The organism is Pararhizobium qamdonense, from assembly GCF_029277445.1.
Classification (GTDB): Bacteria; Pseudomonadota; Alphaproteobacteria; order Rhizobiales; family Rhizobiaceae; genus Pararhizobium; species Pararhizobium qamdonense.
Genome location: NZ_CP119566.1, coordinates 3,030,675 through 3,051,806, shown reverse-complemented (window position 1 = coordinate 3,051,806; position 21,132 = coordinate 3,030,675). Strand labels below are relative to the sequence as shown.

Sequence of the window (21,132 nt, the reverse complement as noted above, 5' to 3'; positions counted from 1 at the left end):
GGCCGTGAAAATGGCCGCCTCTCTTTGACCGCTTTCTGAACATATTACCCAAAAGCCCATTGAAAACGGCTTTTGGGTAATGGGTTCTTCAAGAGGATAGTCCCGAACCAGGAACAGCACAGCAATCCGCGCTGAGCGTTTTTGGGGGTTGGACGAGATTGAACAACCCATTGATTGACGGGATCGACTGGCCATCGGTTCCCGTCCGTTGCAGGCCCGGATGCAAAATTTGAAGGAGCGACGATGGCTCAGACCCTTTCTTTCAATGGTCGTAGGCGCGTACGCAAGTTTTTTGGTAAAATTCCCGAAGTCGCAGAAATGCCGAACCTCATCGAGGTTCAAAAGGCATCCTACGACCAGTTCCTCATGGTTGACGAGCCGCAGGGCGGCCGTCCAGATGAGGGTCTCCAGTCTGTTTTCAAGTCGGTTTTCCCGATCACCGATTTCTCCGGCGCTTCCATGCTCGAATTCGTGTCCTACGAGTTCGAACAGCCGAAGTTCGACGTTGAAGAATGCCGTCAGCGCGATCTGACCTACGCAGCGCCGCTGAAGGTGACGCTGCGCCTGATCGTGTTCGATATTGATGAGGATACGGGCGCCAAGTCCATCAAGGACATCAAGGAACAGAACGTTTACATGGGCGACATGCCGCTCATGACCAATAACGGGACGTTCATCGTCAACGGCACGGAACGCGTTATCGTTTCGCAGATGCACCGTTCGCCGGGCGTGTTCTTCGACCATGACAAGGGCAAGAGCCATTCCTCGGGCAAGCTTCTGTTTGCTGCCCGTGTCATCCCGTATCGCGGTTCCTGGCTCGACATCGAATTCGATGCCAAGGACGTTGTGCACGCCCGTATCGACCGCCGCCGCAAGATCCCGGTGACGTCGCTTCTGATGGCGCTCGGCATGGACGGTGAGGAAATCCTCGAGACCTTCTACACGAAGTCGCTCTATCAGCGCGACGGCAAGGGCTGGCGGATTCCGTTCCAGCCGGACGTTCTCAAGGGCCAGAAGGCTCTGTCCGACCTGATCGACGCCGACACCGGCGAAGTGGTCGTTGAATCCGGCAAGAAGCTGACGCCGCGCCTGTTGAAGACGCTGACGGAAAAGGGCCTCAAGGCCATCAAGGCGACCGACGACGAACTCTACGGCAACTTCCTTGCCGAAGATCTGGTCAATCCGACGACGGGGGAAATCTTCCTCGAAGCAGGCGATGAAATCGACGAGAAGACGCTGGGCGTCATCCTGACGGCTGGCTTCGACGAAATCCCGATCCTCGATATCGACCATATCAATGTCGGCGCCTACATCCGCAACACGCTTTCGGTCGACAAGAACGAAAACCGTCAGGATGCGCTGTTCGACATCTACCGCGTCATGCGTCCCGGCGAGCCGCCGACCATGGATTCGGCTGAAGCCATGTTCAACACGCTGTTCTTCGATGCGGAGCGTTACGACCTCTCGGCCGTTGGCCGCGTCAAGATGAACATGCGTCTGGATGTGGATGCTGCCGATACCGTTCGTATCCTGCGCAAGGAAGACATCCTGGCTGTCGTCCGGATGCTCGTTGACCTGCGCGACGGCAAGGGCGAAATCGACGATATCGACAACCTTGGCAACCGCCGTGTGCGCTCCGTCGGCGAACTGATGGAAAATCAGTACCGCCTCGGCTTGCTGCGCATGGAGCGTGCGATCAAGGAACGCATGTCGTCGATCGAAATCGACACCGTCATGCCGCAGGACCTGATCAACGCCAAGCCGGCTGCCGCCGCTGTTCGCGAGTTCTTCGGTTCCTCGCAGCTGTCGCAGTTCATGGACCAGGTCAATCCGCTGTCGGAAATCACCCACAAGCGCCGTCTTTCGGCTCTTGGACCGGGCGGTCTGACGCGCGAACGCGCAGGCTTCGAAGTCCGCGACGTTCACCCGACCCATTACGGCCGTATCTGCCCGATCGAAACGCCGGAAGGCCCGAACATCGGTCTGATCAACTCGCTGGCGACCTTTGCCCGCGTCAACAAGTACGGCTTCATCGAAAGCCCTTACCGTAAGATCATCGACGGTAAGGTGACCAAGGATGTCGTCTATCTGTCGGCGATGGAAGAGGCCAAGTATCACGTGGCGCAGGCCAACTCCGAACTTAACGAGGACCAGTCCTTCGTCGAGGAATTCGTTGTTTGCCGTCACGCTGGCGACGTTATGCTCGCACCGCGCGACATCGTGAACCTGATGGACGTTTCGCCAAAGCAGCTCGTGTCTGTGGCGGCAGCGCTCATCCCGTTCCTGGAAAACGACGACGCCAACCGCGCGCTCATGGGCTCCAACATGCAGCGTCAGGCCGTGCCTCTGCTGCGTGCGGAAGCCCCGTTCGTCGGAACCGGCATGGAACCGATCGTTGCCCGCGATTCCGGCGCTGCTATTGCAGCCCGCCGTGGCGGCGTGGTCGACCAGGTCGACGCGACCCGTATCGTTATCCGTGCGACGGAAGATCTCCAGGCCGGCAAGTCCGGCGTTGACATCTACCGCCTGCAGAAGTTCCAGCGTTCCAACCAGAACACCTGCGTCAACCAGCGCCCGCTGGTCACCGTCGGTGACATTCTGAACAAGGGCGACATCATCGCTGACGGTCCTTCGACCGATCTCGGTGACCTGGCTCTCGGCCGCAACGCGCTTGTCGCGTTCATGCCGTGGAACGGCTACAACTACGAGGACTCGATCCTTCTGTCCGAGCGCATCGTTCGCGATGACGTGTTCACCTCCATCCACATCGAAGAATTCGAAGTGATGGCGCGCGACACCAAGCTTGGTCCGGAAGAAATCACCCGCGATATTCCAAACGTTTCGGAAGAAGCGCTGAAGAACCTCGACGAAGCCGGTATCGTCTATATCGGTGCGGAAGTGGCTCCTGGCGACATTCTGGTCGGCAAGATCACGCCGAAGGGCGAAAGCCCGATGACGCCGGAAGAAAAGCTTCTGCGCGCCATCTTCGGTGAAAAGGCCTCCGACGTTCGCGACACCTCCATGCGCATGCCTCCGGGCACCTTCGGCACCATCGTCGAAGTGCGCGTCTTCAACCGCCATGGCGTGGAAAAAGACGAGCGTGCGATGGCGATCGAGCGGGAAGAGATCGAGCGTCTTGCCAAGGACCGCGACGACGAACAGGCGATCCTCGATCGCAACGTCTACTCGCGTCTCCTCGACATGCTGCGCGGTCAGGTCGCCGTTGCCGGCCCCAAGGGCTTCAAGAAGGGCACCGAGCTTTCCAACGCCGTCATCTCCGAATATCCCCGCTCGCAGTGGTGGATGTTTGCGACGGAAGACGAAAAGGCTCAGGGCGAAGTCGAAGCTCTGCGTGGCCAGTACGACGAATCCAAGTCGCTGCTTGAGCATCGCTTCATGGACAAGGTCGAAAAGGTCCAGCGCGGCGATGAAATGCCTCCGGGCGTCATGAAGATGGTCAAGGTCTTCGTCGCTGTGAAGCGCAAGATCCAGCCAGGCGACAAGATGGCCGGCCGTCACGGCAACAAGGGTGTGGTTTCACGCATCGTGCCGATCGAAGACATGCCGTTCCTGGAAGACGGTACGCATGTTGACGTCGTCTTGAACCCGCTCGGCGTGCCCTCGCGCATGAACGTCGGCCAGATCCTGGAAACCCATCTGGGTTGGGCCTGCGCCGGCATGGGCAAGAAGATCGGTGCCATGCTCGATGCCTACAAGGCAGGGTCCGAGATCCAGCCGCTGCGCGATGTCATCGACAGCGTCATCGGTTCCGGTCCGAAGGGCGAGCCGATCAAGGACTATGACGACGAATCGATCGTCCGTCTGGCCGAGCAGACCCGCCGCGGCGTGTCGATCGCAACGCCGGTCTTTGACGGTGCTGTCGAAGCCGACGTCAACGAGATGCTGGAACAGGCAGGCCTGAAGGTCACCGGTCAATCGACGCTCTATGATGGCCGTACAGGCGATCAGTTCGACCGCCAGGTCACGGTTGGCTACATCTACATGCTGAAGCTGAACCACCTTGTGGACGACAAGATCCACGCCCGTTCGATCGGTCCTTACTCGCTCGTCACCCAGCAGCCGCTCGGTGGTAAGGCGCAGTTCGGCGGTCAGCGCTTCGGGGAAATGGAAGTCTGGGCTCTGGAAGCTTACGGCGCCGCCTACACCCTGCAGGAAATGCTGACGGTGAAGTCCGACGACGTGGCCGGGCGTACCAAGGTCTATGAGGCGATCGTCCGTGGCGACGACACTTTCGAGGCGGGTATTCCCGAGAGCTTCAACGTTCTCGTCAAGGAAATGCGCTCGTTGGGTCTCTCCGTCGAACTGGAGAATTCCAAGCTCGACGAACTCAATGCGGCAAACCAGCAGCTGCCGGACGCGGCCGAGTAAACATCAAGGTGCGTGCCGCTTGAAAAGGCGGCGCGCACCGTTTCCACCCGGTCTCGCGTTGATGAGACAGGGTAGGAAATGCGGCCGCATTTTATGCGGTTTTATCCGTTTCGTGCAGAAAGCCGGCGCCCGGGATTGCCGTGCTCTCTGCCAAGCTCAGGGCGATAGCCCATAAAGGAGATAGGCATGAACCAAGAGGTCATGAACCTTTTCAATCCGCAGGTGCCTGCGCAGACCTTCGATTCCATCCGGATTTCGATTGCGTCGCCGGAGAAGATTCTCTCCTGGTCCTACGGTGAGATCAAGAAGCCGGAAACCATCAACTACCGTACGTTCAAGCCGGAACGCGACGGCCTGTTCTGCGCGCGCATCTTTGGCCCGATCAAGGACTATGAGTGCCTGTGCGGCAAGTACAAGCGTATGAAGTACAAGGGCATCATCTGCGAAAAGTGCGGCGTCGAAGTGACGTTGTCGCGCGTTCGCCGTGAGCGCATGGGCCATATCGAGCTTGCAGCTCCCGTCGCCCATATCTGGTTCCTGAAGTCCCTGCCGAGCCGCATCGCAACGCTGCTCGACATGACGCTGAAGGATATCGAGCGCGTCCTCTATTTCGAAAACTACATCGTCACCGAGCCGGGCCTGACTTCCCTCAAGGAAAATCAGCTTCTCTCGGAAGAGGAATACATGATCGCCGTCGACGAGTTCGGCGAAGATCAGTTCACAGCGATGATCGGTGCTGAAGCCATCTACGAGATGCTGGCTTCGATGAACCTCGAGAAGATCGCCGGCGATCTGCGCGCGGAAATGGCTGATACCACGTCCGAGCTGAAGCAGAAGAAGCTGATGAAGCGCCTGAAGATCGTCGAGAACTTCATGGAATCCGGCAACCGCCCGGAATGGATGATCATGAAGGTCGTTCCCGTGATCCCGCCGGACCTGCGTCCGCTGGTTCCGCTGGATGGCGGCCGTTTCGCGACGTCCGACCTCAACGATCTCTATCGCCGCGTCATCAACCGGAACAACCGTTTGAAGCGCCTGATCGAGCTGCGTGCGCCTGGCATTATTATCCGCAATGAAAAGCGCATGCTGCAGGAATCCGTTGACGCCCTGTTCGACAACGGCCGCCGTGGCCGCGTCATCACCGGTGCCAACAAGCGTCCGCTGAAGTCGCTGTCCGACATGCTCAAGGGCAAGCAGGGCCGCTTCCGTCAGAACCTTCTCGGCAAGCGCGTCGACTATTCCGGCCGTTCGGTCATCGTGACCGGTCCGGAACTGAAGCTGCACCAGTGCGGCCTGCCGAAGAAAATGGCGCTCGAACTGTTCAAGCCGTTCATCTACGCCCGCCTCGACGCCAAGGGTTATTCCTCGACCGTCAAGCAGGCCAAGAAGCTGGTTGAAAAGGAAAAGCCGGAAGTCTGGGATATCCTCGACGAGGTCATCCGCGAGCATCCGGTTCTCCTGAACCGTGCGCCGACGCTCCACCGCCTGGGCATCCAGGCCTTCGAACCGACCCTGGTCGAAGGCAAGGCTATCCAGCTGCATCCGCTCGTCTGCACGGCCTTCAACGCCGACTTCGACGGTGACCAGATGGCCGTTCACGTTCCGCTGTCGCTGGAAGCGCAGCTGGAAGCCCGCGTCCTGATGATGTCGACCAACAACATCCTGCACCCGGCAAACGGCGCACCGATCATCGTTCCCTCGCAGGACATGGTTCTGGGTCTCTACTATCTGTCGATCCTGAACCAGAACGAGCCGGGCGAAGGCATGGCCTTCTCCGATCTCGGCGAGTTGCATCACGCGCTTGAAACCAAGTCGGTGACGCTGCATGCCAAGATCCGTGGCCGCTTCAAGACCGTCGATGCCGAAGGCAAGCCGGTTTCGAAGATCTATGAAACCACGCCTGGCCGTATGCTCATCGGCGAACTTCTGCCGAAGAACGCCAACGTGCCGTTCGACGTCTGCAACCAGGAACTGACCAAGAAGAACATCTCCAAGATGATCGACACGGTCTACCGTCACTGCGGCCAGAAGGACACGGTCATTTTCTGCGACCGTATCATGCAGCTCGGCTTTGCCCATGCCTGCCGCGCCGGCATTTCGTTCGGCAAGGACGACATGGTCATTCCGGATACCAAGGCCAAGATCGTCGGTGACACCGAAAGCCTGGTGAAGGAATACGAACAGCAGTACAATGACGGCCTGATCACCCAGGGCGAAAAGTACAACAAGGTTGTCGACGCCTGGGGCAAGGCAACCGACAAGGTCGCCGAAGACATGATGGCCCGCATTAAGGCTGTCGAGTTCGACGATAACGGCCGTCAAAAGCCGATGAACGCCATCTACATGATGTCGCACTCCGGCGCCCGTGGTTCTCCGAACCAGATGCGTCAGCTGGGCGGCATGCGCGGCCTGATGGCCAAGCCGTCGGGTGAAATCATCGAGACGCCGATCATCTCGAACTTCAAGGAAGGCCTGACCGTTAACGAGTACTTCAACTCGACCCACGGTGCCCGTAAGGGTCTCGCAGACACCGCCTTGAAGACGGCCAACTCCGGTTACCTGACACGCCGTCTCGTTGACGTCGCGCAGGATTGCATCGTCAACTCGGTGGATTGCGGTACCGAAACCGGCCTCACCATGACCGCCATCGTCGATGCCGGTCAGGTCGTTGCCTCCATCGGTGCCCGTGTTCTCGGCCGAACGGCTCTCGACCATATCGATCACCCGATCACCGGTGACCGTATCGTCGATGCCGGCCGGATGATCCTCGAGGCCGATGTCGTCGAAATCGAAAAGGCTGGCATCCAGTCGATCCGTATTCGCTCGGCACTGACCTGCGAAATCCAGACCGGTGTCTGCGGCGTCTGCTACGGCCGTGACCTTGCCCGCGGTACCCCTGTCAACATGGGTGAAGCGGTCGGCGTTATCGCTGCGCAGTCGATCGGTGAACCGGGCACGCAGCTTACCATGCGTACGTTCCACTTGGGTGGCACGGCAACTGTGGTGGACAGCTCGTTCCTGGAAGCGTCGTATGAAGGTACGATCCAGATCAAGAACCGCAACATGCTGCGCAACTCGGAAAATGTTCTCGTCGCAATGGGCCGTAACATGGCGGTCCAGATCCTCGACGAACGTGGTGTCGAGCGTTCCTCGCAGCGTGTCGCCTATGGTTCGAAGATCTTCGTCGATGACGGTGACAAGGTAAAGCGCGGCCAGCGTCTGGCCGAGTGGGACCCCTACACACGCCCGATGATGACGGAAGTCGAAGGTACGGTTCATTTCGAAGATATCGTCGATGGTATCTCCGTTCTGGAAGCGACCGACGAAGCGACCGGCATCACCAAGCGTCAGGTTATCGATTGGCGTTCAACGCCGCGCGGTATCGACCTGAAGCCGGCAATCGTCATCAAGGACAAGAACGGCGCAGTCATGAAGCTGTCGCGTGGTGGCGACGCCCGCTTCATGCTTTCGGTCGATGCCATTCTGTCGGTCGAGCCGGGCACCAAGGTCTCCCAGGGTGACGTGCTTGCCCGTTCGCCGCTGGAAAGCGCCAAGACGAAGGACATCACCGGTGGTCTGCCGCGCGTTGCCGAACTCTTCGAAGCGCGCCGTCCGAAGGATCACGCGATCATCGCCGAAATCGATGGTACGATCCGGTTTGGCCGCGACTACAAGAACAAGCGCCGCGTGCTGATCGAGCCTGCGGAAGACGGTGTGGAGCCGGTCGAGTACCTGATCCCGAAGGGCAAGCCCTTCCATCTTCAGGATGGCGACTATATCGAAAAGGGTGACTACATCCTCGACGGTAACCCGGCACCGCACGACATCCTGGCGATCAAGGGCGTGGAGGCACTCGCTTCCTACCTGGTGAACGAAATCCAGGAAGTCTACCGTCTGCAGGGCGTTGTGATCAACGACAAGCACATCGAGGTGATCGTTCGCCAGATGCTGCAGAAGGTGGAAGTCACCGACGCCGGTGACAGTACCTATATCGTTGGCGACAGTGTCGACCGTATCGAACTGGAAGATGTCAACGATCAGCTGATCGAACAGGGCAAGAAGCCGGCTTACGGCGATCCGGTCCTGCTCGGCATCACCAAGGCATCGCTGCAGACACCGTCCTTCATCTCGGCCGCATCCTTCCAGGAAACGACCAAGGTGCTGACGGAAGCTGCGATCGCCGGCAAGACCGACGGTCTGCAGGGTCTGAAGGAAAATGTCATCGTCGGCCGCTTGATCCCGGCCGGTACCGGTGGCACGATGACCCAGATCCGCCGCATTGCGACCGCGCGCGACGAGATGATCCTCGAAGAGCGCCGCAAGGGAACGGGTGCAGATTCTGCTACACCGATGCTTGCCGACATGGCAGCCAAGGAAGAAGCAGCAGCCGAATAAGGCTGAAGAGGCGAGGGCGGTTCTGCCGCCCCCGTCCTGCCACTGATTTGGCCTGCTCTTGAATTGGCCTCCCATAGAAAAAGCCGCCCGGATCGATCCGGGCGGCTTTTTGCATTGTGTTTTCAGCCAGGTTTACCCTGTCAGCCGTGTTCAGCCGAACTTGATGATCGCCACTTCGCCGCTAAGCGCTCCCTGGTAGGCGGAGGCATGCGGCTCGTCGTTGGGCACATCGGTCAGCGTGCCGATCTGGTCGAGGTCGGCTTCCAGGAAACCTTCTTCGGCGAGCGCGTTCAAGGCTTCGCGCACGGCGGTGTCGTCATCGGGTGCGCGCAGCATCACGTGGATATCGACGCCTTCTTCATCGCCATCCTTCTCATAGGCCTTGCCGATGATGATGAAGATCATCGGTCCGTCGAGATTGTTGTCATTGTCGGGGATGGCAGTCATGGCTATTTCCTCTTTCGAAAGATAAGTGAAAACGACTTTACAGCGGATTGCAGCGGAGCGCGCCGGAAAAAACACCGCTCCACGACGAATCGTCACGGGCAGGGGAGGCGATTCCCGATGTGCCTTGCCCAATTGTGGAATTGCTTTATGATTCTTTAAGTTGAAGGGGACGCTCTGACGATTCCGGCCCGCGCCAGCCGCAGCCGGTAGCCGTTTGGCCGCAAAAGCCTTGTTTTGCAGGCATGTCAGCCTTGCCGGCCCAAGAATAATTGTTAACTCCCCTTGACGCGACACCCCGAAATCAGTACACCCCGCCCCATCGGAGCCTATGTGAGGCTGGCTGGTTCGGAACGTCTCGTTCTGGAGTTCGCCTCAAACAAGGTTCGAAACGCACGCTGAAGACCAAAATGCTGCACGCAAGACGCTGAAAATACTGGTGTCCTCTGCTTTTTGCGGGCCATCTGCCGAAAGGCGGATCGGTCCTCGTTTTGCGCATTTATAGCGTTCGAAACCGCCGGCGACGGCATTGATCCGCCCGCAAGGGTATTGAGACAGAATTTGTAAGGGATGGTTATATGCCTACCGTAAACCAGCTGATCCGCAAGCCGCGTCAGGCACAGGTAAAGCGCAACAAGGTTCCTGCCCTGCAGGAAAACCCGCAGAAGCGTGGCGTTTGCACACGCGTTTACACGACGACCCCGAAGAAGCCGAACTCGGCTCTGCGTAAGGTTGCCAAGATCCGCCTCACCAACGGCTTCGAAGTCATCGGCTACATTCCGGGCGAAGGTCACAACCTTCAGGAACACTCCGTGGTCATGATCCGCGGCGGCCGCGTCAAGGACTTGCCGGGCGTTCGCTACCACATCATCCGTGGCGTTCTCGATACCCAGGGTGTCAAGAACCGTAAGCAGCGCCGTTCGAAGTATGGTGCAAAGCGTCCGAAGTAATTCGGGTTCCACAATTTAAGGCGCTGCGCGAGGTTCTCCGCGTGTTAAGGCGCCCGTTCAAAGTTGAGAGACAAAAGTATGTCACGTCGTCATAGTGCAGAAAAGCGCGAGATCAATCCGGACCCGAAGTTCGGCGATCTGGTCGTCACCAAGTTCATGAATGCTATCATGCTTCATGGTAAGAAGTCGGTTGCTGAAAACATCGTTTACGGTGCGTTCGATCTGGTCCAGGGCAAGCTGAAGCAGGAGCCGGTCACCGTGTTCCATTCCGCTCTCGACAACATCGCTCCGCACGTCGAAGTTCGTTCGCGCCGCGTCGGTGGTGCAACCTACCAGGTTCCGGTCGATGTCCGTCCCGAGCGCCGTCAGGCTCTTGCCATCCGCTGGCTGATCGCTGCTGCCCGCAAGCGCAACGAAACCACCATGATCGATCGCCTCTGCGGCGAACTCATGGACGCTGCAAACAACCGTGGCAGTGCCGTGAAGAAGCGCGAAGACACGCACAAGATGGCTGACGCCAACCGTGCATTCTCGCATTATCGCTGGTAATCGACGTACAATTTTCGAAAGGCAGTCATTATGGCTCGCGAATATAAAATCGAAGACTACCGCAATTTTGGTATCATGGCGCATATCGACGCCGGCAAGACCACGACCACCGAGCGGATTCTCTACTACACCGGCAAGTCGCACAAGATCGGTGAAGTTCATGACGGCGCTGCCACCATGGACTGGATGGAGCAGGAGCAGGAACGCGGTATCACCATCACGTCCGCTGCCACGACGACCTACTGGAAGGGTCGCGATGGCAAGATGCGCCGCTTCAACATCATCGACACTCCCGGCCACGTTGACTTCACCATCGAAGTCGAGCGTTCGCTGCGCGTTCTCGACGGTGCGATCGCTCTGCTCGACGCCAATGCCGGTGTTGAGCCGCAGACGGAAACCGTCTGGCGTCAGGCTGAAAAGTACAACGTTCCGCGGATGATCTTCTGCAACAAGATGGACAAGACCGGCGCGGACTTCTACCGCTCGGTCGAGATGATCAAGACCCGTCTTGGTGCCATCGCTGTTGTCATGCAGCTGCCGATCGGCGCTGAAAGCGACTTCAAGGGTGTTATCGATCTGATCGAGATGAACGCGCTCATCTGGCGCGACGAATCGCTCGGCGCACAGTGGGACGTTGTCGAAATCCCGGATGACATGAAGGAAAAGGCGGACCAGTACCGCGAACTCCTCATCGAGACCGTTGTCGATATCGACGAAGTCGCCATGGAAAACTACTTGAACGGCGTCATGCCCGACAATGATCAGATCCGTGCACTGGTTCGCCGCGGCACTATCGACGTGAAGTTCCACCCGATGTTCTGCGGTACGGCCTTCAAGAACAAGGGCGTTCAGCCGTTGCTCGACGCCGTCTGCGATTACCTGCCGTCGCCGCTCGACATTCCGTCGATCAAGGGCATCGACGTCAAGACCGAAGCTGAAATCGAGCGTCATCCGTCCGATGAAGAGCCGCTTTCGATGCTTGCGTTCAAGATCATGAACGACCCCTTCGTCGGTTCGCTCACCTTCGCCCGCATCTATTCCGGCAAGCTCACCAAGGGCACGTCGGTCATGAACACGGTCAAGGAAAAGCGCGAACGCGTCGGCCGCATGCTGCAGATGCATTCCAACTCGCGTGAAGACATCGAAGAAGCCTTTGCCGGCGACATCGTGGCTCTCGCAGGCCTCAAGGAAACCACCACCGGCGACACGCTCTGCGATCCGCTGAACCAGGTTATCCTCGAGCGCATGGAATTCCCCGAGCCGGTCATCCAGATCGCCATCGAGCCGAAGACCAAGGGCGACCAGGAAAAGATGGGCCTCGCGCTCAACCGCCTGGCTGCTGAAGATCCTTCGTTCCGCGTCAAGACGGATGAAGAATCCGGTCAGACGATCATCGCCGGCATGGGTGAACTCCACCTCGACATTCTCGTCGACCGCATGCGCCGCGAATTCAAGGTTGAAGCCACCGTCGGCGCGCCGCAGGTTGCTTACCGTGAGTCGATCACGAAGCGTCACGAAGAAGACTACACGCACAAGAAGCAGTCCGGTGGTACCGGCCAGTTCGCGCGCGTCAAGATCATCTTCGAACCGAACGAAGAAGGCGACGACTTCAAGTTCGAATCCAAGATCGTTGGCGGCTCGATCCCGAAGGAATACATCCCCGGCGTCCAGAAGGGCATCGAAAGTGTCCTGTCTTCCGGTCCGCTGGCTGGCTTCCCGATGCTCGGCGTCAAGGCAACCCTGATCGACGGCGCATTCCATGACGTCGACTCCTCGGTCCTCGCCTTCGAAATCGCTTCGCGTGCCTGCTTCCGTGAAGCAGCCAAGAAGGCCGGCGCTCAGTTGCTTGAGCCGATGATGAAGGTCGAAGTCGTGACGCCGGAAGATTACGTCGGTGACGTTATCGGCGATCTGAACTCGCGTCGCGGTCAGATCCAGGGCCAGGAATCGCGCGGCATCGCCGTCGTGATCAATGCCAACGTGCCGCTGGCCAACATGTTCAAGTACGTGGACAACCTGCGCTCGATGAGCCAGGGCCGTGCACAGTACACGATGACCTTCGATCACTATGCGCCGGTTCCTTCGAACGTGGCACAGGAAATCCAGGCGAAGTACTCCGGTCAGAAGTGACCGGAGCCTACGCTAGCTGACAGAAACAAGAGAATACCCCCTCGGGGTTACAAAACGGAGAGCCGGAAATGGCAAAGAGCAAATTTGAGCGCAATAAGCCGCACGTTAACATTGGCACGATCGGCCACGTCGACCATGGCAAGACGTCGCTGACGGCAGCGATCACGAAGTATTTCGGCGAATACAAGGCGTATGACCAGATCGACGCAGCGCCGGAAGAAAAGGCCCGCGGCATCACCATCTCGACGGCGCACGTCGAATATGAAACGCCTGCCCGTCACTATGCCCACGTTGACTGCCCCGGCCACGCCGACTACGTCAAGAACATGATCACCGGTGCTGCGCAGATGGACGGCGCGATCCTGGTTTGCTCGGCTGCCGACGGCCCGATGCCGCAGACCCGCGAGCACATCCTGCTTGCCCGTCAGGTTGGCGTTCCGGCGATCGTCGTGTTCTTGAACAAGGTCGACCAGGTTGACGACGCTGAACTGCTCGAGCTCGTTGAGCTGGAAGTTCGCGAGCTGCTGTCGATGTACGACTTCCCGGGCGACGACATCCCGATCATCAAGGGTTCGGCTCTGGCCGCACTTGAAGATTCCGACAAGAAGATCGGCGAAGACGCGATCCGCGAGCTGATGGCTGCTGTTGACGCCTACATCCCGACGCCTGAGCGTCCGATCAACATGCCGTTCCTGATGCCAATCGAAGACGTATTCTCGATCTCGGGCCGTGGTACGGTTGTGACCGGCCGCGTCGAGCGTGGTATTGTCAAGGTTGGCGAAGAAGTCGAAATCGTCGGCATCCGCGCCACATCCAAGACGACCGTGACCGGCGTTGAAATGTTCCGCAAGCTGCTCGATCAGGGCCAGGCCGGCGACAACATCGGTGCTCTCGTTCGCGGCGTTACCCGTGACGGCGTTGAGCGTGGCCAGATCCTGTGCAAGCCGGGTTCGGTCAAGCCGCACAAGAAGTTCATGGCTGAAGCCTACATCCTGACGAAGGAAGAAGGCGGCCGTCATACACCGTTCTTCACCAACTACCGTCCGCAGTTCTACTTCCGCACGACGGACGTGACCGGCATCGTGTCGCTTCCGGAAGGCACGGAAATGGTTATGCCTGGCGACAACGTCACCGTTGCCGTTGAGCTGATCGTTCCGATCGCGATGGAAGAAAAGCTGCGCTTCGCGATCCGCGAAGGCGGCCGTACCGTCGGTGCTGGTATCGTAGCCTCGATCGTCGAGTAAGTTTTACTCGGTTGGAAAGCGGCACTTAGTGTGCCGCTTTCCTGAATATTTGCTGGTCGAAGCCTGCACCTGAAGGTGTATGCCTCTCGAATTGACGGAAGCGCGAAAAAACGTGCTTTCGTGGGCGTTCGGTCATTGTGTCGGACGCCGATTCCGTATATGTGGCGGGTCGAATTGCAGAAACGGACAGAGAGCGATTTGCTCTTTGGGCTCTTTGAAGCATCAGCACCCGGAAACGACTAACGAACTGCCTCATCTGTGGCATTCGCTAACAACAACAAGGATAACTCGAATGAACGGCCAGAATATCCGTATCCGCCTCAAGGCGTTTGATCACCGGATTCTTGATGCCTCCACGCGGGAAATCGTTTCGACGGCCAAGCGCACAGGCGCTTCGGTTCGTGGTCCGGTGCCGCTTCCTACCCGGATTGAAAAGTTTACTGTCAACCGCTCGCCCCACGTCGATAAGAAGAGCCGTGAACAGTTCGAGATGCGCACCCACAAGCGCCTTCTCGATATCGTCGATCCTACGCCCCAGACTGTTGACGCGCTGATGAAGCTCGACCTCGCTGCCGGCGTAGACGTGGAAATCAAGCTTTAAAAACAAGGAAGGTACGTGGATTTCGGTCCAACGGCTTCCAAAAACGGGCGACCCCAATCTTGCGGCCATAGGGCCGGGTGATGAGGGGAGACCTTAAACCAGAGATGCAACGGGGTCTTCTCCGTGGCTAACTCTTAAGAGGAATGAACCAATGCGTTCAGGTGTGATTGCACAGAAGATTGGGATGACCCGCGTCTATAACGACGCTGGTGAGCACATCCCAGTTACAGTATTGCGGATGGAAAACGTACAAGTTGTTGCCCATCGCACAGAAGACAAGAATGGCTACACCGCAGTTCAGCTCGGTGCTGGCCAGGCTAAAGTCAAGAACACGAGCAAGCCGTTGCGTGGCCAGTTCGCTGCCGCCAGCGTAGAGCCGAAGGCCAAGGTAGTTGAATTCCGCGTTTCGTCGGACAATCTGATCGACGTCGGCGCTGAGCTCACTGCAAACCATTTCGTCGCCGGCCAGCTGGTCGACGTTACCGGTACATCTGCCGGTAAGGGTTTTGCCGGTGCCATGAAGCGCCATAACTTCGGCGGTCTGCGTGCAACGCACGGCGTGTCCGTCTCGCACCGTTCGCATGGTTCGACTGGTTCCAACCAGGATCCGGGCCGCGTCTGGAAGGGTAAGCGCATGGCTGGCCACATGGGTCAGACACGCATCACCACCCAGAACCTGGAAGTGGTCTCCACCGATGAAGACCGCGGTCTGATCCTCGTCAAGGGCGCCGTACCCGGCTCCAAGGGCGCATGGATCGTCGTTCGCGACGCCATCAAGTCCGGCACTCCGGCTGACGCTCCGCGTCCTGCCGCTGTGCGCGCAGCCAAGTAAGGGGGCCAGATCATGGATCTCAACGTCACCACACTCGAGGGCAAAGAGGCCGGTAAGGTTTCCCTGTCCGACGCGATTTTCGGCCTCGAGCCGCGCGAAGATATCATTGCCCGCGTCGTTCGCTGGCAGCTTGCCAAGAAGCAGCAGGGTACGCACAAGGCCAAGGGTCGTGCAGAAATCGCACGCACCGGCGCCAAGATGTTCAAGCAGAAGGGTACGGGCCGCGCTCGTCACCATTCGGCTCGTGCTCCGCAGTTCCGCGGCGGTGGTAAGGCTCACGGCCCGGTTGTTCGCAGCCACGCCCATGACCTGCCCAAGAAGGTACGTGCTCTCGGCCTGCGCCATGCGCTGTCTGCCAAGCTGCGTGCCGAAGAGCTGATCATCGTTGACAGCCTGGTTGCAACCGAAGCCAAGACGAAGGTGCTGACCGGCGCATTCGCAACGCTCGGCCTGACCAACGTGCTGTTCATCGGCGGCGCCGAACTCGACAGCAATTTCAAGCTCGCAGCTCAGAACATCCCGAATGTGGACGTTCTGCCGGTGCAGGGCATCAACGTTTATGACATTCTGCGCCGCGGCAAGCTCGTCCTGTCCAAAGCAGCAGTTGAAGCTCTTGAGGAGCGGTTCAAATGACTGACCTTCGCCACTATGATGTGATCCTCGCTCCGTCGATCACCGAAAAGTCGTCGCTGGTTTCTGAACAGAACCAGGTCATCTTCAACGTCGCCAAGGGTGCGTCGAAGCCTGAAATCAAGGCTGCGATCGAAGCACTGTTCGGCGTCAAGGTTACGGCTGTGAACACGCTGGTCCGCAAGGGCAAGCTGAAGCGCTTCCGCGGCTTCGCGGGCCGGCAAAAGGACGTCAAGAAGGCTATCGTCACGCTCGCTGACGGTCAGACCATCGACGTCTCCACCGGACTCTGAGGAATAGAACAATGGCATTGAAAAGTTTCAATCCGACCACCCCGAGCCAGCGCCAGCTGGTCATCGTCGACCGGTCCGGCCTGCACAAGGGCAAGCCGGTCAAGTCGCTGACCGAAGGCCTGTCCTCCAAGGGCGGACGTAACAACACTGGCCGCATCACTGTGCGTTTCCAGGGCGGTGGTCACAAGCGTACCTACCGTCTGATCGACTTCAAGCGTCGCAAGTTCGACGTCGAAGGCACGGTTGCACGCCTCGAATACGACCCGAACCGCACGGCGTTCATCGCGCTGATCGACTATGCGGACGGCGAACAAGCCTATATCATCGCTCCGCAGCGCCTTGCTGCCGGCGACAAGGTGATCGCTTCGGAAAAGCAGGTTGACGTGAAGCCGGGCAACACCATGCCGCTTCAGTACATGCCGGTTGGTTCGATCGTTCACAACGTCGAGATGAAGCCGGGCAAGGGCGGTCAGATCGCTCGCTCTGCTGGCGCCTACGTTCAGCTGGTTGGCCGCGACCAGGGCATGGCGATCCTTCGCCTGTCGTCTGGCGAACAGCGCCTGGTGCACGGCTCCTGCCTTGCAACGGTCGGTGCAGTCTCCAATCCCGATCACGGCAACATCAACGACGGCAAGGCCGGTCGTTCGGTTTGGCGTGGCAAGCGTCCGCACGTTCGCGGCGTCGTCATGAACCCTGTTGACCATCCGCACGGCGGTGGTGAAGGCCGCACCTCGGGTGGCCGTCATCCAGTTTCGCCATGGGGTAAGCCCACCAAGGGCAAGCGTACGCGCTCGAACAAGTCGACCGACAAGTTCATCATGCGCTCGCGTCATCAGCGTAAGAAGTAAGAGAGGAAGTCTCCAATGACTCGTTCAGTATGGAAAGGTCCGTTTGTTGACGGCTATCTTCTCAAGAAGGCTGAGAAGGTTCGTGAAGGCGGCCGCAACGAAGTGATCAAGATGTGGAGCCGTCGCTCCACGATCCTGCCGCAGTTCGTCGGTCTCACGTTCGGCGTCTACAATGGCAGCAAGCATGTTCCGGTCAGTGTCAACGAAGACATGATCGGCCACAAGTTCGGTGAATTCTCTCCGACCCGGACCTATTACGGTCACGGTGCGGACAAGAAGGCAAAGAGGAAGTAATTATGGGCAAGGCAAAAGCCGAACGCCGGCTGAAGGATAACGAGGCGCAGGCAATCGCGCGCACGATCCGCGTCAGCCCCCAGAAGCTCAACCTGGTAGCTGCGATGATCCGCGGCAAGAAGGTCGACCGGGCTCTGGCCGAACTCGAGTTCTCGCGTAAGCGGATCTCGGACACTGTCAAGAAGACGTTGGAATCTGCGATCGCTAACGCAGAAAACAACCACGATCTCGACGTCGACAGCCTGATCGTTGCCGAAGCTTACGTTGGCAAGTCCATCGTCATGAAGCGTTTCCACGCTCGTGGCCGTGGCCGTGCATCGCGTATCGAAAAGCCTTTCGCGCATCTGACGATCGTTGTTCGCGAAGTCGAAGCTAAAGGGGAGGCCGCATAATGGGTCAGAAGATCAATCCAGTTGGCTTCCGCCTCGGCATCAACCGTACCTGGGATAGCCGTTGGTTCGCCGACAACGCAGAATACGGTCAGCTTCTTCACGAAGACCTGAAGATCCGTGCCTACGTTATGGAAGAGCTGAAGCAGGCCGGTATCGCCAAGGTGGTCATCGAGCGTCCGCACAAGAAGTGCCGCGTCACGATCCACTCGGCTCGCCCGGGCCTGATCATCGGCAAGAAGGGCGCAGACATCGAAAAGCTGCGCAAGAAGATCGGCGAGATGACCAAGTCGGAAACGCACCTCAACATCGTTGAAGTGCGCAAGCCGGAAGTTGACTCGACGCTCGTCGCCCAGTCGATCGCTCAGCAGCTCGAACGCCGCGTGGCTTTCCGCCGTGCGATGAAGCGTGCCGTTCAGTCCGCAATGCGTCTTGGCGCCGAAGGCATCAAGATCACCTGCGGTGGCCGTCTCGGCGGTGCTGAAATCGCGCGTACCGAATGGTATCGTGAAGGCCGCGTGCCGTTGCACACGCTTCGCGCCGACATCGACTACGGTGTGGCTGAAGCCAAGACCGCTTTCGGTATCTGCGGCATCAAGGTCTGGATCTTTAAGGGCGAAATCCTCGAACACGATCCGATGGCTTCCGAGCGTCGTTCGTCCGAGGCAGATGCCCAGGGCCCCAGCAGCAACAACCGTCGTCGCGAAAACGCGTAACAGTCGTTCCTGGCAGCTAATATCGGAGAATTAAAAAAATGTTGCAGCCAAAGCGCACTAAGTACCGCAAGCAGTTCAAGGGACGCATCAAGGGCGTTGCCAAGGGCGGTTCCGACCTTGCTTTCGGTGAATTCGGCCTGAAGTCTCAGGAGCCGAACCGCGTAAACGCACGCGAGATCGAAGCGGCCCGCCGCGCGATCACCCGTCACATGAAACGTGCCGGCCGCGTATGGATCCGCGTATTCCCAGACGTACCGGTCACGGCAAAGCCGACCGAAGTCCGCATGGGTAAAGGTAAGGGTTCGGTTGAATATTGGGCTTGCAAGGTCAAGCCCGGCCGAATGATGTTCGAAATCGACGGCGTCAGCGAAGAACTCGCCCGTGAGGCGCTTCGCCTTGGTGCTGCGAAACTCTCTGTCAAGACGCGCTTCGTTCAGCGCATTGCAGAGTAAGGAGTAAAGCCCAATGAAAGCCGATACCGTCCGCGCGCTCAGCGCCGATCAGCTCAACGAAGAGCTTGCCAAGCTGAAGAAAGAGCAGTTCAACCTGCGCTTCCAGAAGGCCACAGGCCAGCTCGAAAAGTCGTCGCGCATCAATGAAGTCCGCAAGGATATTGCGCGCGTCAAAACCATTGCCCGCCAGAAGGCGGCAGAAGCCAAGGCTTAAGGAACTAAGAATATGCCAAAACGCATTCTGCAGGGCACAGTCGTCAGCGACAAGAACGATAAGACCGTCGTGGTCCGTGTCGAACGTCGTTTCGCGCACCCGATCTTCCAGAAGACCGTTCGCCGGTCCAAGAAGTACAAGGCGCATGACGAGAACAACCAGTACAAGGTCGGCGATCAGGTTTCCATCGAGGAATGCGCGCCGATTTCCAAGGACAAGACCTGGACAGTGGTTACCGTTCAGGCCTAATTCTTAAGAGTTTCGCATCCGGCCCTTGCGTCGGCTGCGAAAATCTGTATGAAGCAGCGCAAGGACGCTCGACTACGAGCGTTCTTTTGCTTTGAGCGCACGGAAGGTCCTGTTTCAGGAAACCACCCTGGCAACGATCGATCCCGCGCGAGAACAGAAATTTAGAAGCTGGAACAGGGGGCCCTCAATCTGATGAGGTTGGCCCAACCGGTCCGGTCACAACAAGAAGGCGACCTGACATGATTCAGATGCAAACAAACCTCGACGTGGCGGATAATTCCGGCGCACGTCGTGTCATGTGCATCAAGGTGCTGGGCGGCTCCAAGCGCAAGTACGCTTCGGTCGGCGACATTATCGTCGTTTCGATCAAGGAAGCTATTCCGCGCGGCCGCGTCAAGAAGGGTGATGTGATGAAGGCGGTTGTCGTTCGCACAGCCAAGGACATCCGTCGTCCCGACGGCAGCGTCATCCGGTTCGATAACAACGCAGCTGTTCTTATCGACAACAAGAAAGAGCCGATCGGCACCCGTATCTTCGGACCGGTTCCGCGCGAACTTCGCGCCAAGAACCACATGAAGATCATCTCGCTGGCTCCAGAAGTACTGTAAGGAGCGATTGAGATGCAAAAGATTCGCAAGGGCGACAAAGTCGTCGTATTGACCGGCAAGGACAAGGGCCGTTCCGGAGAAGTTCTCCAGGTTCTGCCGAAGGAAGACCGGGCCGTTGTGCGTGGCGTGAACATGGTGAAGCGTCACCAGCGCCAGACCCAGGCCCAGGAAGCCGGTATCATCAACAAGGAAGCGTCGATTCATCTGTCGAATCTCGCGATCGCCGATCCGCAGGACGGCAAGCCGACCCGCGTCGGTTTCAAGATCGATGGCGACAAGAAGGTTCGCGTTGCAAAGCGTTCGGGAGTGTCGATCGATGGCTGACACCAAGAAGTATGAGCCGCGGCTCAAGACCGAATATGTCGAGCGTATCTCCAAGGCGATGCAGGAGAAGTTCTCCTACGCAAACGTCATGCAGATCCCGCGCCTCGACAAGATCGTGATCAACATGGGTGTTGGTGAATCGACGGCTGACTCGAAGAAGCCAACGGTTGCTGCAGCAGACCTCGCAGCGATTGCCGGCCAGAAGCCGGTCATCACCAAGGCCCGCACCTCCATCGCCGGCTTCAAGCTGCGCGAAGGCATGCCGATCGGCGCAAAGGTTACCCTGCGCGGCGTTCGCATGTACGAATTCCTGGACCGCCTGATCAACATCGCGCTGCCGCGCGTTCGAGATTTCCGCGGCCTGAATCCGAAGAGCTTTGACGGCCGTGGCAACTTCGCCATGGGTGTCAAGGAACACATTGTGTTCCCGGAGATCAACTACGACAAGGTTGATCAGATGTGGGGCATGGACATCATCGTTTGCACGACGGCAACGAACGACGACGAAGCACGCGCTCTGCTCACAGAGTTCAACTTCCCGTTTCGCCAGTAAGCCGTAACGACAAGCAGAAGGATTAAGT

21 protein-coding genes are annotated in these 21,132 nt (G+C 58.5%); 20 read left to right on the top strand and 1 reads right to left on the bottom strand.

Annotation, left to right across the window (positions count from 1 at the left end):
- The first annotated feature begins 243 nt into the window (after positions 1 to 243).
- Together rpoB and rpoC are read left to right on the top strand one after the other, a co-directional pair.
- The gene (rpoB, locus tag PYR65_RS14845; protein WP_060636271.1) at positions 244 to 4,389 is read left to right on the top strand and encodes a DNA-directed RNA polymerase subunit beta; all 4,146 of its coding nucleotides are present in this window, start codon (positions 244 to 246) and stop codon (positions 4,387 to 4,389) included.
- 186 nt (positions 4,390 to 4,575) lie between these two features.
- On the top strand, positions 4,576 to 8,784 hold the full coding sequence (gene rpoC / locus PYR65_RS14840; protein ID WP_276118531.1) for a DNA-directed RNA polymerase subunit beta': 4,209 nt from the start codon (positions 4,576 to 4,578) through the stop codon (positions 8,782 to 8,784).
- A 150-nt stretch (positions 8,785 to 8,934) separates the two neighbouring features.
- Here rpoC and PYR65_RS14835 read toward each other — a convergent pair whose 3' ends face one another.
- The gene (locus PYR65_RS14835; RefSeq protein ID WP_060636269.1) at positions 8,935 to 9,231 is read right to left on the bottom strand and encodes a hypothetical protein; all 297 of its coding nucleotides are present in this window, start codon (positions 9,229 to 9,231) and stop codon (positions 8,935 to 8,937) included.
- A 575-nt stretch (positions 9,232 to 9,806) separates the two neighbouring features.
- Here PYR65_RS14835 and rpsL point away from each other — a divergent pair.
- The 18 genes from rpsL to rplE all read left to right on the top strand — a co-directional run bounded on the left by rpsL (position 9,807) and on the right by rplE (position 21,104).
- A complete protein-coding gene (gene rpsL / locus PYR65_RS14830) occupies positions 9,807 to 10,178 on the top strand; it encodes a 30S ribosomal protein S12 (protein ID WP_003507760.1) in 372 nt (123 codons plus the stop codon).
- Between the two features lie 78 nt (positions 10,179 to 10,256).
- Positions 10,257 to 10,727, top strand: coding sequence for a 30S ribosomal protein S7 (gene rpsG / locus PYR65_RS14825; protein ID WP_037133877.1), 471 nt, complete (start codon positions 10,257 to 10,259; stop codon positions 10,725 to 10,727).
- Between the two features lie 30 nt (positions 10,728 to 10,757).
- Positions 10,758 to 12,857, top strand: coding sequence for an elongation factor G (gene fusA / locus PYR65_RS14820; protein WP_060636268.1), 2,100 nt, complete (start codon positions 10,758 to 10,760; stop codon positions 12,855 to 12,857).
- 68 nt (positions 12,858 to 12,925) lie between these two features.
- Positions 12,926 to 14,101, top strand: coding sequence for an elongation factor Tu (gene tuf, locus PYR65_RS14815; protein ID WP_276118530.1), 1,176 nt, complete (start codon positions 12,926 to 12,928; stop codon positions 14,099 to 14,101).
- A gap of 292 nt (positions 14,102 to 14,393) precedes the next feature.
- The gene (gene rpsJ, locus PYR65_RS14810; protein ID WP_003507767.1) at positions 14,394 to 14,702 is read left to right on the top strand and encodes a 30S ribosomal protein S10; all 309 of its coding nucleotides are present in this window, start codon (positions 14,394 to 14,396) and stop codon (positions 14,700 to 14,702) included.
- 151 nt (positions 14,703 to 14,853) lie between these two features.
- Entirely contained in the window at positions 14,854 to 15,534 is a 681-nt protein-coding gene (gene rplC, locus PYR65_RS14805) for a 50S ribosomal protein L3 (RefSeq protein WP_060638397.1), read from the top strand.
- 12 nt (positions 15,535 to 15,546) lie between these two features.
- The gene (gene rplD, locus PYR65_RS14800) at positions 15,547 to 16,167 is read left to right on the top strand and encodes a 50S ribosomal protein L4 (RefSeq protein WP_060638396.1); all 621 of its coding nucleotides are present in this window, start codon (positions 15,547 to 15,549) and stop codon (positions 16,165 to 16,167) included.
- Positions 16,164 to 16,457 carry a 50S ribosomal protein L23 gene (locus PYR65_RS14795; protein ID WP_060638395.1) on the top strand — a complete coding sequence of 98 codons (294 nt, stop codon included), beginning with the start codon at positions 16,164 to 16,166 and terminating at the stop codon, positions 16,455 to 16,457. The genes rplD and PYR65_RS14795 overlap by 4 nt, the downstream gene beginning before the upstream one ends.
- Before the next feature lie 11 nt (positions 16,458 to 16,468).
- A complete protein-coding gene (gene rplB, locus PYR65_RS14790; RefSeq protein ID WP_060638394.1) occupies positions 16,469 to 17,305 on the top strand; it encodes a 50S ribosomal protein L2 in 837 nt (278 codons plus the stop codon).
- Positions 17,306 to 17,320: 15 nt separating this feature from the next.
- Positions 17,321 to 17,599 (top strand): 30S ribosomal protein S19, encoded by a 279-nt coding sequence (gene rpsS, locus PYR65_RS14785; RefSeq protein ID WP_037100590.1) that lies wholly within the window; start codon positions 17,321 to 17,323, stop codon positions 17,597 to 17,599.
- Positions 17,600 to 17,601: 2 nt separating this feature from the next.
- Positions 17,602 to 17,991 (top strand): 50S ribosomal protein L22, encoded by a 390-nt coding sequence (gene rplV / locus PYR65_RS14780; protein ID WP_018328280.1) that lies wholly within the window; start codon positions 17,602 to 17,604, stop codon positions 17,989 to 17,991.
- Complete coding sequence (gene rpsC, locus PYR65_RS14775; RefSeq protein ID WP_037100592.1) at positions 17,991 to 18,704, top strand: 30S ribosomal protein S3; 714 nt, start codon at positions 17,991 to 17,993, stop codon at positions 18,702 to 18,704. The genes rplV and rpsC overlap by 1 nt, the downstream gene beginning before the upstream one ends.
- A 38-nt stretch (positions 18,705 to 18,742) precedes the next feature.
- A complete protein-coding gene (gene rplP, locus PYR65_RS14770) occupies positions 18,743 to 19,156 on the top strand; it encodes a 50S ribosomal protein L16 (RefSeq protein ID WP_018239489.1) in 414 nt (137 codons plus the stop codon).
- A 13-nt stretch (positions 19,157 to 19,169) separates the two neighbouring features.
- The gene (gene rpmC, locus PYR65_RS14765) at positions 19,170 to 19,370 is read left to right on the top strand and encodes a 50S ribosomal protein L29 (protein ID WP_037100598.1); all 201 of its coding nucleotides are present in this window, start codon (positions 19,170 to 19,172) and stop codon (positions 19,368 to 19,370) included.
- A 12-nt stretch (positions 19,371 to 19,382) separates the two neighbouring features.
- Positions 19,383 to 19,619: a 30S ribosomal protein S17 gene (gene rpsQ / locus PYR65_RS14760; RefSeq protein WP_060638393.1), complete on the top strand. Its 237-nt coding sequence runs from the start codon at positions 19,383 to 19,385 to the stop codon at positions 19,617 to 19,619.
- Between the two features lie 239 nt (positions 19,620 to 19,858).
- On the top strand, positions 19,859 to 20,227 hold the full coding sequence (gene rplN, locus PYR65_RS14755) for a 50S ribosomal protein L14 (protein ID WP_018328276.1): 369 nt from the start codon (positions 19,859 to 19,861) through the stop codon (positions 20,225 to 20,227).
- 12 nt (positions 20,228 to 20,239) lie between these two features.
- Positions 20,240 to 20,551, top strand: a complete 312-nt coding sequence (gene rplX / locus PYR65_RS14750; RefSeq protein ID WP_060638392.1) for a 50S ribosomal protein L24 — start codon at positions 20,240 to 20,242, stop codon at positions 20,549 to 20,551.
- On the top strand, positions 20,544 to 21,104 hold the full coding sequence (gene rplE / locus PYR65_RS14745; RefSeq protein WP_060638391.1) for a 50S ribosomal protein L5: 561 nt from the start codon (positions 20,544 to 20,546) through the stop codon (positions 21,102 to 21,104). The genes rplX and rplE overlap by 8 nt, the downstream gene beginning before the upstream one ends.
- Positions 21,105 to 21,132: the final 28 nt, after the last annotated feature.

Coding starts and splice junctions, on each gene's coding strand:
- rpoB (WP_060636271.1), top strand. CDS start 244: ATGGCTCAGACCCTTTCTTTCAATGGTCGTAGGCGCGTACGCAAGTTT.
- rpoC (WP_276118531.1), top strand. CDS start 4,576: ATGAACCAAGAGGTCATGAACCTTTTCAATCCGCAGGTGCCTGCGCAG.
- PYR65_RS14835 (WP_060636269.1), bottom strand. CDS start 9,231: ATGACTGCCATCCCCGACAATGACAACAATCTCGACGGACCGATGATC.
- rpsL (WP_003507760.1), top strand. CDS start 9,807: ATGCCTACCGTAAACCAGCTGATCCGCAAGCCGCGTCAGGCACAGGTA.
- rpsG (WP_037133877.1), top strand. CDS start 10,257: ATGTCACGTCGTCATAGTGCAGAAAAGCGCGAGATCAATCCGGACCCG.
- fusA (WP_060636268.1), top strand. CDS start 10,758: ATGGCTCGCGAATATAAAATCGAAGACTACCGCAATTTTGGTATCATG.
- tuf (WP_276118530.1), top strand. CDS start 12,926: ATGGCAAAGAGCAAATTTGAGCGCAATAAGCCGCACGTTAACATTGGC.
- rpsJ (WP_003507767.1), top strand. CDS start 14,394: ATGAACGGCCAGAATATCCGTATCCGCCTCAAGGCGTTTGATCACCGG.
- rplC (WP_060638397.1), top strand. CDS start 14,854: ATGCGTTCAGGTGTGATTGCACAGAAGATTGGGATGACCCGCGTCTAT.
- rplD (WP_060638396.1), top strand. CDS start 15,547: ATGGATCTCAACGTCACCACACTCGAGGGCAAAGAGGCCGGTAAGGTT.
- PYR65_RS14795 (WP_060638395.1), top strand. CDS start 16,164: ATGACTGACCTTCGCCACTATGATGTGATCCTCGCTCCGTCGATCACC.
- rplB (WP_060638394.1), top strand. CDS start 16,469: ATGGCATTGAAAAGTTTCAATCCGACCACCCCGAGCCAGCGCCAGCTG.
- rpsS (WP_037100590.1), top strand. CDS start 17,321: ATGACTCGTTCAGTATGGAAAGGTCCGTTTGTTGACGGCTATCTTCTC.
- rplV (WP_018328280.1), top strand. CDS start 17,602: ATGGGCAAGGCAAAAGCCGAACGCCGGCTGAAGGATAACGAGGCGCAG.
- rpsC (WP_037100592.1), top strand. CDS start 17,991: ATGGGTCAGAAGATCAATCCAGTTGGCTTCCGCCTCGGCATCAACCGT.
- rplP (WP_018239489.1), top strand. CDS start 18,743: ATGTTGCAGCCAAAGCGCACTAAGTACCGCAAGCAGTTCAAGGGACGC.
- rpmC (WP_037100598.1), top strand. CDS start 19,170: ATGAAAGCCGATACCGTCCGCGCGCTCAGCGCCGATCAGCTCAACGAA.
- rpsQ (WP_060638393.1), top strand. CDS start 19,383: ATGCCAAAACGCATTCTGCAGGGCACAGTCGTCAGCGACAAGAACGAT.
- rplN (WP_018328276.1), top strand. CDS start 19,859: ATGATTCAGATGCAAACAAACCTCGACGTGGCGGATAATTCCGGCGCA.
- rplX (WP_060638392.1), top strand. CDS start 20,240: ATGCAAAAGATTCGCAAGGGCGACAAAGTCGTCGTATTGACCGGCAAG.
- rplE (WP_060638391.1), top strand. CDS start 20,544: ATGGCTGACACCAAGAAGTATGAGCCGCGGCTCAAGACCGAATATGTC.